Origin of the sequence: Streptosporangium heterodermiicola (assembly GCF_051390675.1) — a bacterium.
Taxonomy (GTDB): domain Bacteria; phylum Actinomycetota; class Actinomycetes; order Streptosporangiales; family Streptosporangiaceae; genus Streptosporangium.
The window spans coordinates 25,388-40,014 of sequence record NZ_JBPJSR010000001.1 but is presented as its reverse complement, the minus strand read 5'-3'; the positions used below and the strand labels follow the sequence as shown (position 1 = coordinate 40,014).

Sequence of the window (14,627 nt, the reverse complement as noted above, 5' to 3'; positions counted from 1 at the left end):
ACAATGACTTTGCAGGCGCCCAAGGGCACCTTCGACTGGCTTCCGCCGCGCTCCGAGCGGGCGCTCGCCGTGCGCGAGGCGCTCACCGGGCCCGCCCGGCGGGCGGGCTACGGCTACATCGAGACCCCGGTCTTCGAGGACACCGCGCTGTTCGTCCGCGGTGTCGGCGAGTCGACCGACATCGTCTCCAAGGAGATGTACACCTTCGAGGACAAGGGCGGGCGCTCCATCACGCTGCGCCCCGAGGGCACCGCGTCGGTGGTGCGGGCGGTCCTCCAGCACGGCCTGCACAACAACGGGCAGCTCCCGGTGAAGCTCTGGTACTCGGGCAGCCAGTTCCGCTACGAGCGGGCCCAGAAGGGCCGCTACCGCCACTTCTGGCAGGTCGGCGCCGAGGCGCTGGGCTCGGAGGACCCGGCGCTCGACGCCGAGCTGATCCTGCTCGCCGTCGACGGCTACGCCGCCCTGGGGCTCACCGGGGTCCGGCTGCTGGTCAACACGCTGGGCGACAAGGTGTGCCGCCCCGTCTACCGGGCCGCGCTCCAGGACTTCCTGCGCGGCCTCGACCTCGACGAGGCCACCCGCGCCAGAATCGAGATCAACCCGTTGCGCGTGCTCGACGACAAGCGCCCCGAGGTGCAGGCCCGGCTGGCCGGGGCGCCGCTCGTCGTCGACCACCTGTGCGAGGCGTGCAAGGCCTACCACGAGGAGGTCCGCTCGCTGCTGACCGCCGCCGGAGTGGCCTACACCGACGACCCCCGGCTGGTCCGCGGCCTCGACTACTACACGCGCACCACGTTCGAGTTCGTCCACGACGGGCTCGGCTCGCAGTCCGCGGTGGGGGGCGGTGGCCGCTACGACGGGCTGAGCGAGATGCTCGGCGGACCCCCGCTGCCCAGCGTCGGCTGGGCGCTGGGCGTCGACCGCACGGTCCTGGCCATGGAGGCCGAGGGCCTGTTCGGGGACGAGAGCGCCGAGGCGCGCGTGCGGGTGTACGGTGTGCCGCTGGGCGAGGAGGCACGCCGCCGGATGTTCCTGCTCGTCACCGAGCTGCGCCGGGCGGGCCTGGCCGCCGACATGTCGTTCGGCGGCAAGGGCGTCAAGGGCGCCATGAAGGGCGCCGACCGCTCGGGTGCCGGCTACGCGGTGATCCTCGGCGAGCGGGACATCGCCGAAGGGGTCGCCCAGGTCAAGGACCTGGCCAGCGGGGACCAGACCGCCGTACCGCTCGCCGAGATCGTCACGATGTTGAAGGAGAGACTGGACAAATGATCCGCACGCACGAAGCGGGATCACTGCGCGAGGAGCACGCCGGGCAGCGGGTGACGCTCGCCGGGTGGGTGGCGCGGCGCCGCGACCACGGCGGCGTGGTCTTCATCGACCTGCGTGACGCCTCGGGCTCGGCCCAGGTGGTCTTCCGCGAGGAGGACGACGCCCACGGGCTGCGCGCCGAATACTGCGTCAAGGTCGTCGGAGAGGTGCGGGTCCGCCCCGAGGGCAACGAGAACCCCGAGCTGCCGACCGGCGCGATCGAGGTCGTCGCCTCCGAGGTCGAGGTGCTCAGCGAGTCCGCGCCGCTGCCGTTCCCGATCGAGGGCACCGCGGGCATCTCGGAGGAGGCGCGGCTGAAGTACCGCTACCTCGACATCCGCCGCCAGCAGGTCGCGCACGCCATGCGCATCCGCTCCCGGGCCACCTACCTCGCCCACCAGGTGATGGACGAGCAGGGGTTCACCTACGTCGAGACCCCGACGCTGACCCGCTCGACCCCGGAGGGCGCCCGCGACTTCCTGGTCCCGGTCCGGCTCCAGCCGGGCAGCTGGTACGCCCTGCCCCAGTCGCCCCAGCTGTTCAAGCAGCTGCTCCAGGTGGCCGGGCTGGAGCGCTACTACCAGCTCGCCAAGTGCTACCGCGACGAGGACCTGCGCGCCGACCGGCAGCCGGAGTTCACCCAGATCGACGTCGAGATGTCCTTCGTGGACCAGGACGACGTCATCGCGCTGGGCGAGCGGCTCATCGGCCGCATCTGGAAGGAGACGGCCGGCTACGACCTGCCGGTCCCCCTGCCCCGGATGACCTACCGGGACGCCATGGCGCGTTACGGCTCCGACAAGCCCGACCTGCGCTTCGGCCAGGAGCTCGTCGAGATGACCGAGTTCTTCGCCGGCACCACCTTCCGGGTGTTCCAGGCGCCGTACGTGGGCGCCGTGGTCATGCCGGGAGGCGCGTCGCAGACCCGCAAGGAGCTCGACGGCTGGCAGGAGTGGGCCAAGTCGCGCGGCGCCAGGGGCCTGGCGTACGTGCTGGTGGGCGAGGACGGCACGCTCGGCGGGCCGGTCGCCAAGAACCTGTCGGAGACCGAGGCGGGCGGCCTGGCCGCCAAGGTCGGCGCGGCGCCCGGTGACGCGATCTTCTTCGCGGCCGGCGCGGCCTCCGCCTCCCGCGACCTGCTCGGCGCGGCCCGCCTGGAGATCGGCCGCCGCCGCGGCCTGATCGACGAGTCGGCCTGGAACTTCCTGTGGGTCGTCGACGCCCCCATGTTCGAGGAGGACGGCGAGGGCGGCTGGACCGCGGTCCACCACCCCTTCACCGGTCCCAAGCCCGAGTGGTCCGACACCTTCCAGGACCACCCGGGCGAGGCACTGGCCTACGCCTACGACATGGTCTGCAACGGCATGGAGATCGGCGGCGGCTCGATCCGTATCCACCGGGCCGAGATGCAGCAGCGCGTCTTCGACGTGCTGGGCATCTCCAAGGAGGACGCGGAGGGCAAGTTCGGGTTCCTGCTGGAGGCGTTCAAGTACGGCCCCCCGCCGCACGGAGGCATCGCCTACGGCTGGGACCGGATCTGCATGCTCCTGGCGGGCACCGACTCCATCCGCGACGTCATCGCCTTCCCGAAGACGGCCTCCGGGTTCGACCCGCTCACCGGCGCGCCCACCCCGATCACGGTGGAGCAGCGCAAGGAGGCGGGCGTCGACGGCAGGCCCAAGGCCGACGCCTGAGTAAGGTCTGAGCCAGTTGTGAGTTAGGTGTGACGAAAGCCCCCGGACGGTGTTCCGGGGGCTTTCGCCGCGTCCGGGGCCGGGGACCCGCGAGACGGACGGCGGTGGCGCCCTCCGCGCGCCTCACAGGCCTCCTGGGCGGCCTGTGGGGCGATCCGGTCCTCCGGGGGCGGGAGAGGCGCGCGGTCCGCGCACGGCCGCGCTGAGGTCCGTAACGGCCGGGTGCCGCCCGTGTGCCGTTCGGGGTGCGCGGGGGGCGGGGTGCGCGGGGGGCGGGGGCGCGGGGTGTCGGCGTATCCGGGTGGAGACATGAGGACGCCCCGCCGGTCGTCCGACCGGCGGGGCGTCCTGTGGCGGCGGGCCGCCGCGGGTCCCGCTAGGAGAGCCGCACGTTCTTGATGATCACCGGGATCTTGGGGGCGTTGGAGCCGCCGTCGCCGGTGATGTCGTCGGGGTTGGTGATCCACCCGCCCTTGGCGATCTTCTCCAGGATCTCCATGCCCTGGGAGACGACGCCGAAGGGCGTGTAGGCCTTCTCCACCTGCTCGGTCTCGTTCCCCAGCGAGATCCAGAACTGGCTGCCGTTCTGGTTGACGGCGTCGACCGCCTGGGCCACCGCGACCGTGCCCTTGGTGTACGGCATCCCGCCGAGGTTCTCGCTGTCGTAGACGTAGCCGGAGCTGCCCTGGCCGTCGGTGGGGTTCTTCCCGTCGGCCTTGGCCTGCGGGTCGCCGCACTGCAGCAGGCTCAGGCCGGAGTTCTCGGGGGTGGCCAGGCGGTGGCACTTGGTGTTGTCGAAGAAGTTCTTCCTGGCCAGGAAGGCGAAGGAGTTGACCGTGCAGGGAGCCTGCGCGGTCGCCAGGTCGATCACGACGTCACCGTGGTTGGTGGTGATCGTCATGGTCTTCAGCTTCAGGTTCAGGTTGGGCTTGGCCGGCGGCATGCCCACGTTCTTCGCCGGGCTGCCGCTGGTGTCCTTGCGGTAGGAGCACTTCGTGCTGGCCGGATCGGCCGTGAAGGTCGGCTCCGGCGTCACGGCGGCGGTCTCCGAGGGAGCCGGTGAACTGGTGGCGGCGGCGTTCTTCACGTCGCCGTCGTCGTTTCCGAGAAGGGTGACCCCGGCGAACAGTCCTCCCGCGACGACGACCAGTGCGGCGACGGCTCCGATGACGACGTTGCGCTTCGACGCGGTCGTCTGCTCGGCACGCTTCGCCTGCCGCTCCTTGTGTTCCCGAGCCAGCTGGCTCTGGCGGTCCTCGGCGCTCACCGCTATGTCCTCCAAAATTGATGTTTCGTGGTCAAGGGCTGGCGAAAAGAGTACCGGCCCCAACATGTGCTGTACGTAAGTGGAGGAATTAGTCAGATGGGGGCAGAGGGGAAGACGAGCTCTCTTCACGCTCTCCATAACCCGCTCATGGTGGGATCCCCGTACCTGCTGATGATGAGCCACGCACCACCGGAGCGCCCCCATGTTCGACGAGATTCTCGGCCTGCCCCTCCACCCTCTGATCGTTCACGCGGCCGTGGTCCTGACGCCGCTCCTCGCGGTGCTCGCCACCGTGTACGCCCTGGCGCCCCGCACGCGGCCGGTGCTCACCTGGGCGGTGGCCGGGCTCGCCCCGGTCGTGCCGGTGAGCGTCTTCGCGGCGCGGCAGAGCGGGGAGGCGCTGGAGGAGGGCCGCTTCGCCTCCGCCAGTGGTCAGCTCGGCGAGCGCATCGCCGAGCACGCGGGCTTCGCCACCCCCCTGCTGCTCGTCACCTTCGCCCTCGGGGTGGTGTCGCTGGTCCTCGTCTACGTCACGCGCGGGGCCGGGTCCGGCCGCCCCGTCGAGCTGGCGGTCTCGGCGCTGACCGTGGTCCTGGCCGTCGTGGCGCTCTACTACGTGGTACGGAGCGGGCACAGCGGAGCCACCGCGGTCTGGGGAAGCTGAGCCCGTACGCCCCCTGAACGCGACGGGCGCCCCGCCCGGGAGGGCCGGGGCCCCGCCGGGCGGCGGTACTGTCTCAGGCGTGGACAGCCTGTTCGATTCGGCGGCGGAGGAGGCCCATCGCGGCCAGGAGCCCCTGGCGGTGCGGATGCGCCCCCGGAGCCTGGACGAGGTGATCGGCCAGCGGCACCTGCTGGGCCCCGGCACGCCGCTGCGCCGCCTCGTCGAGGCCGAGGCGCCGATGTCGCTGTTCCTCTGGGGGCCTCCGGGCACCGGCAAGACCACCCTCGCCTACGTGGTGGCGGGTGTCACCGAGCGCCGCTTCGTGGAGGTCTCCGCGGTGTCGGCGGGCGTCAAGGAGGTCCGCGCGGCCATCGAGCAGGCCAGGCGCGAGCTGGGCATGTCCGGCCGCCAGACCGTCCTGTTCGTCGACGAGGTGCACCGCTTCAACAAGGCGCAGCAGGACGCCCTGCTGCCCGCCGTGGAGAACCGCTGGGTCACCTTCATCGGCGCCACCACCGAGAACCCCTTCTTCTCCGTCATCTCGCCGCTGCTGTCGCGCTCGCTGCTGCTGACCCTGGAGTCGCTGTCGGAGGACGACATCCGGGTGGTGCTGGAACGCGCCGTCACCGACCCGCGCGGCCTGGACGGAAGGGTGAGCCTGGCCCCGGAGGCCGCCGAGCACCTGGTGCGGCTGGCCGGTGGCGACGCCCGCAGGTCGCTCACCTACCTGGAGGCCGCCGCGCTGATCGCCGACGGCGAGGTCACCGTCGAGGTGGTGGAGCGGGCGGTGGACAAGGCGGCCGTGCGCTACGACCGCCAGGGCGACCAGCACTACGACGTGATCAGCGGTTTCATCAAGAGCATGCGGGGCTCCGACGCCGACGCCGCGCTGCACTACCTCGCCCGGATGATCGAGGCGGGGGAGGACCCCCGGTTCATCGCCCGCAGGATCGTCATCTTCGCCTCCGAGGACGTCGGCATGGCCGACCCCACCTGCCTGCAGGTCGCGGTGGCCGCCGCCCAGGCGGTGGAGTTCATCGGGCTGCCCGAGGGGCGGCTCAACCTGGCCCAGGCCGTCATCCACTGCGCGCTGGCCCCCAAGTCCAACGCGGTGATCAACGCCATCGGCGCGGCCGCCGAGGACGTGCGGCGCGGCAACATCGGCCACGTCCCCAACCATCTGCGCGACGCCCACTACGCCGGGGCCAAGCAGCTCGGCCACGGCAGGGGCTACAAGTACCCCCACGAGTTCGAGCACGGCCTGGTCCGGCAGGAGTACGCCCCCGAGGAGCTCAGGGACCGGCGCTACTACCAGCCCACCCGCCACGGCGCCGAGGCGGGCTTCGCCGACCGCTGGTCCAGGATCCGCGCCTTCCTGCGCGGGGAGTGACCCCGTACCCCTCCGGGGTGTCCCGCACGCCGTCCCGGACGGGTTCACGGCCCCGTAGTCCTGGAGCTCCCGCGCTTCTGAGCCCTGAAACTTCTGAGTCCTGAAACTTCTGAGCCTTGAGGCTTCTGAGCCTTGAGGCCTCGGAGGCCCCCGCCTCCGGCCCGGGAAGGCTCACCCCTCTGGGCGGCGGTCCCCGGTGGACGGGTCCCCAGAGGGCGGGTCCCCGGCGGACGGGGTGCGGCGGCGCGGGAAGCGCATGGTCAGCAGCCGGGCGCGCGGGGCGACCCGCCCGGCCAGGTCGAACAGGGCCTCGGTGCGCGAGCGGTCGGCGTCGAGGTGGGTGAACAGGTTGACCCCCAGATAGAAGGTGATCGCCGCGTAGGCCAGGTCGCGGGGCGGCAGCAGTCTCGCCAGCGGCGATCCGCCGATCACCCTCTCCAGTGTCTGCTCGACGAAGTCGATCCACGGCTCCGAGCGTTTGACGATCTCCTCCTTCAGCTCCGGCCTGGCGATGCTCGCGCCGACGAGTTCGGAGAAGAGAGTGATGTGCCCGCCCTCCAGGTCGGCCCGGTAGATCCCGTTGGCGACCTCGACGAGCTCCTCCAGGGTGCGGGCACCGGCCACGGCCTCGCGGTAGGTGGCCATCCGCTGCTCCGACGAGCGGTCGAGCGCGGCCAGCAGCAGCGGGTCGACGCCGCCGAAGTGGTAGAAGACCAGCGCCGAGTTGACCTCCGCCGCCTTGGCGATGCTGCGGGCGCTGGTCCCGGCGTACCCCTCGGTCCGCAGGACCAGCGACGCGGCCTCGACCAGCCGCTCGCGCGTCTCGGCTCCCGGCTGCTTGCTCACTCGTGTCTCCCCGCTCCGGCCCCGCTCGCCGGTCCTGGTCCCGCCTTGATTCCGCCGCCCTCCTGAGCATACGGTTTAATCAAATGATTAAACCGGTCGATGAAGGCGGAGATGGAGCCCATGAACGACCTCCCGAGCGATCCCCCCGATCCCCCCGAGATTCCCGGACCGCCCCTCGGTCCCGGCGAGGATCCCGGGGCGCGGCGCGCGCTGGCCGGGCTGGTGCTCGCCGTGTTCGCCGGGCTCCTCGCCTACCGGGTGCTGCACGCGGGCCATCTGGAGCAGACCGCGCTGTTCTACGTCGGCGTCCCCGCCGTGATCGCCGTCACCGTGGTGCTCACCGTCAGGCCCAGGACCGTCACGGGGCTGATCATGGCGGTGATCACGGTCGCCCTCGCCATCGCCGGGCCCCTGCTCAACGAGGGGGTCGTCTGCCTGCTCTTCGCGGCCCCGATCTTCTACCTCGTCGGCCTGCTGGTCGGGCTCGCCGTCGACCACTCCCGCAGGCGCGGTACCAACGGCCTCGTCGCCCCGCTGGTACTGCTGGCGGTGCTCGGCGGCGGTGGCGAGATGGTCGCGCCGCCTCGCGACAGCGAGGTGACCGTCGTCCGCCCGGCCTCGGGGGCACGGGTGGAGCGGGCACTGGCCGTCGCCCCCCGGTTCGGCCGCTTCGACTCGCCGTTCCTGCGGCTGGGCTTCCCCGCGCCGGTACGGGCCGAGGGGGCGGGGCTGGAGGTCGGCGACCGGCGGGAGATCACCTTCACCCCGCGCCGCCCCCTGGGCGTCGGCGCCCTCCCCGAGCCGCGCTCGATGACCCTCCGGGTCAAGGAGCGGTCGCCGGGGCGGGTGACGTTCTCGGTGGTCCGCGACACCACCGTGGCGCGCTGGATGGACCTGCGGGAGGCGGAGTTCGCCTGGGGCGGGGACCGGCTCTCCGTGACACTGCGCTACGGCCGCACCTTCGACCCCGGCTGGTACTTCGACCCCCTCCAGCGGTACGCCGCCGCCGAGGCCGCCGGATACCTGGCGGGGACCTTCACCCGGTGAACGATCCCGCCCTGGTCCGCGGCCTGGCGCTCATGGTCCCCGTCGCCGCCGTACTGGCCGCGGCGGCCCGGCGCCGGCCGGGGGAGCGCGAGGTCGCCGCGGTGATCCTCGCCACGGCCTGGAACCTGCTGACGCTCGCCGCCGTCAACGCCCTCGCCACGCATCTGGGCTGGTGGCGCTTCCACGCCGAGGGCGCCGTCCACCGGGGGGTCCCGCTGGACCTGCTGCTGGGCTGGGCGCTGCTGTGGGGCGCGCTCCCCGTCCTGGTGGCGCCCGGGGCGCCGCTGCCGCTGACGGCCGCCGTGACGGCCTGGCTGGACCTGGCGGTGATGCCGCTGGGCGAGCCCGTCGTCGTCCTCGGCGAGCACTGGCTCGCGGGCGAGTCGGCCGCGATCGCGGTGTGCCTGGTCCCGGGTTTGCTGCTGGCCCGCTGGACGGTGGACGACCGCGCGCTGTTCGCCCGTTCCCTGATCCAGGTCGTCCTCGCGGGCGGCCTGGGGGTGGTCCTGCCCGTCGTGCTGACCGGGGTCTGGCGGCAGCCGGGCTGGGCGCTCGGCCTCCTCGTCCAGGCGCTCGCCGTGCCGCTGCTGCTCGGCGTGGCCGCGGCGCGCGAGTTCGCGGTCTCCGGGCGGGGCACCCCGTTGCCGTACGACCCGCCGAGAAGGCTGGTGACCACCGGGCCCTACGGCTACGTGCGCAACCCCATGCAGGTCTCGATGGCCGGCGCCTATCTCGTCCTCGGCGTGTTCGACGCGCGGTTCCTCGCCGCCGTGCCGGTCGTCGTCGCCTACGGCGCCGGCCTGGCGGCCTGGCACGAGGGGGAGCAGCTGGCCGGGCGCTTCGGCGCGGAGTGGGCGGACTACCGGCGGGCGGTGCGCCCCTGGGTGCCGCGCCCGCGTCCCGTCATGCCCCCGGCCTCGGTGTACGTGGCCGCCGGCTGCTCCACCTGCTCGGAGGTGGGGCGGTGGATCGTCGCCGGGAGGCCCTCGGGGCTGCGCGTACTGGCGGCCGAGGGCCACCCCGGGGGGCTCCGCAGGATCACCTACGAGCGCGCGGACGGGCAGGCGTTCCAGGGCGTGGCCGCGGTCGCGCACGTCCTGACCCACATCCACCTCGGCTGGGCGCTGGCCGGCTGGTTCCTGATGCTCCCCGGGATCACCTGGTTCGCGCGGCTGTGCGTGGACGCCTTCGGGTACGGCCCGCGGAAGCCGGGCCAGGAGAGGCCGAGCCCGGAGAGCCGGGAACGCCCGGAGAGCCCGCGCCGATCCCGAGGGCCCCGGCCCCGGGGGCGCGCGGTAAGCGGGGATGAGTGGTATCGGGCACGATAGGGTTTTGCCAATCCGCCCGACCATGGCCGGGGTCACCTATGAACCTATGAGGGGAGCGGGTCCGCAGATGCTTACCGCAGGAGAGGTCGCGGGGCTGATCGCCGCGATGGCCTGGGCGATCCTGGTCTCCTTCATGGCCGTCGTCATGGTCAGGCTGGCTCGGCTGCTCACCGAGACCACCAAGATGGTCTCCCAGCTGGGCGACCGCGTCGTGCCGCTGCTGGAGGACGTGTCGGCCGCCGTCGGCGAGACCAACCGGCAGCTGGTCGCGATCGAGGCCATCACCAGGGACGTCAAGCAGGTCAGCGGGCATGTGGCCAAGGTCAGCGACGTCACCCAGAACCTGGTCACCGGCCCGATGATCAAGGTCGCGGCCCTCACCCACGGCGTCCGCAGGGCCCTGGGCTCCCGCCGGCGGGCCAGGCCCGCCGCGCAGGCGCTGGAGAGGCGCCCAAGATGATCCGCAGGCTGTTCTACATGGGCCTGGGCGCGTTCGGCGCGGTGTGGACCATGCGTAAGCTTCAGGCGCTGCACCCGAACCACCTGGCCAGAAGGGCCGTGCGCAACGCCGGCGGCGCCCTGGAGCAGGCACGCGACCTCGCCGCCGACGCCCTGCGGGGCGCGGCCGAGCGGGAAATCGAGTTGCGGTCCAGGTTCGGGCTCGACACCGTGGAAAACCCCTATCACTCAAACGTAAAGGATGGCCGCTGACATGGAGTCGGCAGAGATCGCCCGCCGCTTCCTGCGCTTCTTCGAGGAGCGTGGGCACACCGTTGTGCCCTCGGCCAGCCTCATCGCCGAGGACCCGACGCTGCTTCTGGTCAACGCGGGCATGGTCCCCTTCAAGCCCTACTTCCTGGGCCAGCAGAAGCCTCCCTACAAGCGGGCCGCCAGCGCGCAGAAGGTCGTGCGGACCCTCGACATCGACGAGGTCGGCAAGACGACCAGGCACGCCAGCTTCTTCCAGATGCTCGGCAACTTCTCCTTCGGCGACTACTTCAAGGAGCAGGCGATCCCGTTCGCCTGGGAGCTGCTGACCAGGCCCGAGTCCGAGGGCGGGTTCGGCTTCCCCGAGGACCGCCTCTGGGCCACCGTCTACCTCGACGACGACGAGGCCGCCGACATCTGGCGCAAGGCCGGGGTGCCGCAGGAGCGCATCCAGCGCCGCGACCTGGCCGACAACTACTGGCACATGGGCGTGCCCGGCCCCGGCGGCCCGTGCAGCGAGATCTACTACGACCGCGGCCCCGAGTACGGGCGCGAGGGCGGCCCGGTCGTCGACGAGAACCGCTACCTGGAGGTGTGGAACAACGTCTTCATGCAGTACCAGCTCAGCGCGGTACGCACCAAGATTGACTTCGACATCTCCGGTGAGCTGCCCGCCAAGAGCGTCGACACGGGCATGGGCCTGGAGCGCATGGCGGCGATCCTGCAGGGCGTCGACAACATCTACGAGATCGACACCACGTACAAGATCCTCGACCGGGCCGCCGACCTCACCAAGACGCGCTACGGCCGCGACGAGCGCGCCGACGTGTCGCTGCGGGTCGTCGCCGACCACGTCAGGACCGGCGTGATGCTCGTCGCCGATGGGGTGCTGCCCTCCAACGAGGGCAGGGGCTACGTGCTCCGCCGCATCCTGCGCCGAGCCATCCGCAACCTGCGCCTGCTCGGCGCGGGCGAGGAGCGCTACATGCGCGAGCTCACCGCGGTGACCGTCGACGTGATGGGCGAGCAGTACGGGGAGCTCCGGGCCGACGCCCCGCAGATCCACGGCGTCATCGACGCCGAGGAGGAGTCCTTCCTGCGCACCCTGCGCACCGGCAGTGCGATCTTCGACGTGGCGGCCGAGGAGACCAAGCGCAAGGGGCAGGCCACGCTCGCCGCCGCCCAGGCCTTCCAGCTCCACGACACCTACGGCTTCCCGATCGACCTCACCCTGGAGATGGCCTCCGAGCAGGGGCTGCAGGTCGACGAGGAGGGCTTCCGCCGGTTGATGAAGGAGCAGAAGGACCTGGCCAAGGCCGACGCCGCCTCCAAGAAGACCGGCAACGCCGACATCTCGATCTTCGGCACGCTCCTGGAGAAGACCGGCAGGGTCGAGTTCCTCGGCTACGACCACGTGACGGCCGAGGCCGAGGTCGTCGGCCTCCTCGTCGACGGGCTCTCCGTCCCCGCCGCGGGCGCGGGCACGTCGGTCGAGGTCGTGCTGGGCCGTACCCCCTTCTACGCCGAGGGCGGCGGCCAGCTCTCCGACCAGGGCGTCATCCGCACCGGCGGGGCCGAGGTGGAGATCGTGGACGTGCAGTCCCCGGTCTCCGGCGTCGTCGTGCACCGGGGCAAGGTCCGCTCAGGGGAGATCCGGGTGGGCGACCAGGCCCAGGCCGAGATCGACGTCGAGCGGCGCCGGGCCATCTCGCGCAGCCACACCGCCACCCACCTGGTGCACCGGGGCTTCCGCAACGCGCTGGGCGAGACCGCCGCGCAGGCCGGTTCGGAGAACTCGCCGGGCCGCTTCCGCTTCGACTTCACCGCCGCGGGCGCCGTGCCGCCCAGCGTGCTGCGCGACGTCGAGGACGAGGTCAACGCCGTCCTCATCAACGACCTGCGGGTCAACGCCTTCCACACCTCCCAGGCGGAGGCCCGCGCGATGGGCGCGCTCGCCCTGTTCGGCGAGAAGTACGGCGACACCGTCCGCATCGTCGAGGTCGGCGAATACTCCCGCGAGCTCTGCGGCGGCACCCACGTCGCCAGCTCCGGGCAGCTGGGCCTGGTCAAGGTGCTCGGCGAGGCCTCGATCGGCGCGGGCGTGCGCCGGGTGGAGGCCCTGGTCGGCCTCGACGCGTTCCGCTTCCTGGCCAGGGAGAGCGTGCTCGTCGCCCAGTTGTCGGAGCAGCTCAAGGCCCGCAGGGAGGAGCTGCCCGAGCGTATCGAGGGCATCGTCACCCGGCTGCGCGCCGCGGAGAAGGAGCTGGGCGCGCTGCGTTCGGCCCAGGTGCTCGCCGGTGCGGGGCGGATGGCGGAAGGCGCCGTCGACCTGCACGGGGTGTCCGTCGTGACGCACCGCGCGCCTGATGGCACCTCCCCCGACGACCTGCGTAAGCTCGCGCTCGACGTGCGCGGCCGGTTCCCGGGTGACCGCGCCGCGGTGGTCGTCGTCGCCGGTGTCCCCGGTGACCGGCCGGTCGTGGTGGCCGCGGTCAACGAGGCGGGGCGCGGCCGGGGCCTGAAGGCGGGCCGCCTGGTCGGCGTCGCCGCGAAGGCGCTCGGAGGTGGTGGTGGCGGCAAGGACGACGTCGCTCAGGGAGGCGGGGTGCGCCCCGAGGCGATCGGCGAGGCGCTCGCCGCCGTCGAGCAGGCGATCGCGCAGACGCTCACCTGACGAGGAACGACGCCCGCGCGCCGGGTCCGGCGCCTGGGCGGAGACGGGAACGATGAGAAACGGCATTCGGCTGGGCGTCGACGTCGGTTCGGTCCGCATCGGCGTGGCCCGCAGCGACCCCTCGGGGTTGCTGGCCACGCCGGTGGAGACCGTCCGGCGCGGCAAGGGCGACCTCGACCGGCTCGCGGAGATCGCGGCCGAGTACGAGGTCGTCGAGGTGGTGGTCGGCCTGCCGACCTCGCTCTCCGGGCGCGAGGGGCAGGCGGCGGAGGCCGCCCGCGACTTCGCGAACCGGATCTCGCTGCGGCTGGCGCCCGTCCCGGTGCGGCTGTTCGACGAGCGGCTGACCACCGTCACCGCCCAGCAGGGCCTGCGGGCCAGCGGGGTGAAGGCGAGGAACCAGCGTGGCGTGGTGGACCAGGCGGCCGCCATCGTGCTGCTCCAGGCCGCGCTGGACGCCGAACGCGCCACCGGCAGGCCCCCCGGCGTCCCCGCCGGGCCTCCCCCCGGCGGAGGGGACGCCGGGCGGCCGGGCGGCGGGACCCTCGGGTGAGCCGTCTGCGGCCGGTGTGGCTTTGGGTGGCCGGGACGTCCGTGCTCGCCGCCGCCACCGGGACGGCTGGGTTCCTGGTGATCCGTCCCTATCTCGTGCCCGCCGACTTCGAGGGGCCGGGGTCGGGTTCGGTCGTCGTCGAGATCCCCCGGGGGGCGAGCGCGGCCCAGATCGGGCTCGTGCTGGCCGACGCCGGGGTGGTGGCGAGCGCCAGGGCGTTCGTCACGGTGGCGAAGGAGCAGGCCAGGACGGGCGACCTGCCCCCCGGCCGCTTCAGGCTCCGCAGGGGCATGACCGCCCTGTCGGCGCTCGGCATGCTGGTGGCGCCCGGGTCACGGGTGGTCCGCACGGTCACCGTCCCCGAGGGGCTCCGCCTGCCCGAGCTGCTCGACCGGCTCGCCGGGGAGACCGGCATGCGCCGGGCCGACCTGGCCGGGGCCGCGGCCGACGGGCGGGCGCTGGGCCTGCCCCGGTACGCCCGGGGCGCCGAGGGCTTCCTGTTCCCCGCCACCTACGAGATCGAGCCGGGCACGACCGCCCCGGCGCTGCTCGCCGCGATGGTGGAACGTTACAAGCGGATGGCGGCCCAGCTAAACCTGCGGAAACGGGCCGTGAAGAAGGGCCTCTCGCCCCGGCAGGCCGTCACGGTGGCGAGCATCGTCCAGGCGGAGGGCGGGCGTGATCCGGACTACCCGAAGATCGCTAGAGTGATCTACAACCGGATCAGGGCCCGGACGCCGCTCCAGCTGGACACGACGGTGCTCTACGCGCAGGGGCGCAGGACCCTGGAGGTCTCCGAGAGGGACACCGAGGTGCGGTCCCCGTACAACACCTATCTCAGACCCGGCCTGCCGCCCGGGCCCATCGCGAACCCCGGGGAGAAGGCGTTGATCGCGGCACTCCAGCCAGATCAAGGTGATTGGTTCTGGTTTGTCACCACCAATCCGGAGCATAGAATCACGAAATTCACTGACAAAGAGAGTGAGTTTGTGAGATACCGGGAACAGCTGAACAGATACCTCGGGAAGCGTTGATGCCCGGCGGAATACCCTCCGTTCCGCCGCAGGCGGCGACCCGCACCCGCGGTTCAGACGACGGTTCCCGGAGCCCCGGGACGTCTGGCCGGGTGCCCTCCTTCGGTTCGG

Annotated in this window: 13 protein-coding genes; 11 read left to right on the top strand and 2 right to left on the bottom strand. The window is 72.3% G+C overall.

Translation table 11 applies throughout. The features are described 5' to 3' along the window. Positions 1–3 precede the first annotated feature (3 nt). Positions 4–1,272: a histidine--tRNA ligase gene (gene hisS / locus ACSC1Q_RS00180; protein WP_436756574.1), complete on the top strand. Its 1,269-nt coding sequence runs from the start codon at positions 4–6 to the stop codon at positions 1,270–1,272. Beyond that, a complete protein-coding gene (gene aspS, locus ACSC1Q_RS00175) occupies positions 1,269–3,005 on the top strand; it encodes an aspartate--tRNA ligase (RefSeq protein WP_436756573.1) in 1,737 nt (578 codons plus the stop codon). The genes hisS and aspS overlap by 4 nt, the downstream gene beginning before the upstream one ends. A 376-nt stretch (positions 3,006–3,381) precedes the next feature. Here aspS and ACSC1Q_RS00170 read toward each other — a convergent pair whose 3' ends face one another. Continuing rightward, entirely contained in the window at positions 3,382–4,272 is an 891-nt protein-coding gene (locus tag ACSC1Q_RS00170) for a peptidylprolyl isomerase (RefSeq protein ID WP_436756572.1), read from the bottom strand. Positions 4,273–4,474: 202 nt separating this feature from the next. Between ACSC1Q_RS00170 and ACSC1Q_RS00165 the strand changes: the two genes are divergently transcribed. Further along, positions 4,475–4,936: a DUF2231 domain-containing protein gene (locus ACSC1Q_RS00165; protein WP_436756571.1), complete on the top strand. Its 462-nt coding sequence runs from the start codon at positions 4,475–4,477 to the stop codon at positions 4,934–4,936. A gap of 79 nt (positions 4,937–5,015) precedes the next feature. Continuing rightward, positions 5,016–6,326 carry a replication-associated recombination protein A gene (locus tag ACSC1Q_RS00160; RefSeq protein WP_436756570.1) on the top strand — a complete coding sequence of 437 codons (1,311 nt, stop codon included), beginning with the start codon at positions 5,016–5,018 and terminating at the stop codon, positions 6,324–6,326. A gap of 171 nt (positions 6,327–6,497) precedes the next feature. Here ACSC1Q_RS00160 and ACSC1Q_RS00155 read toward each other — a convergent pair whose 3' ends face one another. Next, positions 6,498–7,172 (bottom strand): TetR/AcrR family transcriptional regulator, encoded by a 675-nt coding sequence (locus tag ACSC1Q_RS00155; RefSeq protein ID WP_436756569.1) that lies wholly within the window; start codon positions 7,170–7,172, stop codon positions 6,498–6,500. A 120-nt stretch (positions 7,173–7,292) separates the two neighbouring features. On the opposite strand from ACSC1Q_RS00155, the gene ACSC1Q_RS00150 reads away from it, so the two are divergent. The 7 genes from ACSC1Q_RS00150 (at position 7,293) to mltG (ending at position 14,516) form a co-directional block, all read left to right on the top strand. Continuing rightward, positions 7,293–8,219, top strand: a complete 927-nt coding sequence (locus ACSC1Q_RS00150) for a hypothetical protein (protein ID WP_436756568.1) — start codon at positions 7,293–7,295, stop codon at positions 8,217–8,219. After that, positions 8,216–9,547, top strand: a complete 1,332-nt coding sequence (locus ACSC1Q_RS00145; RefSeq protein WP_436756567.1) for an isoprenylcysteine carboxylmethyltransferase family protein — start codon at positions 8,216–8,218, stop codon at positions 9,545–9,547. Before ACSC1Q_RS00150 ends, ACSC1Q_RS00145 begins: the two co-directional genes overlap by 4 nt. 67 nt (positions 9,548–9,614) lie before the next feature. Further along, positions 9,615–10,007, top strand: a complete 393-nt coding sequence (locus ACSC1Q_RS00140; RefSeq protein ID WP_436756566.1) for a DUF948 domain-containing protein — start codon at positions 9,615–9,617, stop codon at positions 10,005–10,007. Beyond that, a complete protein-coding gene (locus tag ACSC1Q_RS00135) occupies positions 10,004–10,258 on the top strand; it encodes a hypothetical protein (protein ID WP_436756565.1) in 255 nt (84 codons plus the stop codon). Before ACSC1Q_RS00140 ends, ACSC1Q_RS00135 begins: the two co-directional genes overlap by 4 nt. Position 10,259: 1 nt before the next feature. Beyond that, on the top strand, positions 10,260–12,929 hold the full coding sequence (alaS, locus tag ACSC1Q_RS00130; protein ID WP_436756564.1) for an alanine--tRNA ligase: 2,670 nt from the start codon (positions 10,260–10,262) through the stop codon (positions 12,927–12,929). Between the two features lie 52 nt (positions 12,930–12,981). After that, positions 12,982–13,482, top strand: a complete 501-nt coding sequence (ruvX, locus tag ACSC1Q_RS00125) for a Holliday junction resolvase RuvX (RefSeq protein WP_436756563.1) — start codon at positions 12,982–12,984, stop codon at positions 13,480–13,482. Then, positions 13,479–14,516: an endolytic transglycosylase MltG gene (gene mltG / locus ACSC1Q_RS00120; RefSeq protein WP_436756562.1), complete on the top strand. Its 1,038-nt coding sequence runs from the start codon at positions 13,479–13,481 to the stop codon at positions 14,514–14,516. The genes ruvX and mltG overlap by 4 nt, the downstream gene beginning before the upstream one ends. Positions 14,517–14,627: the final 111 nt, after the last annotated feature.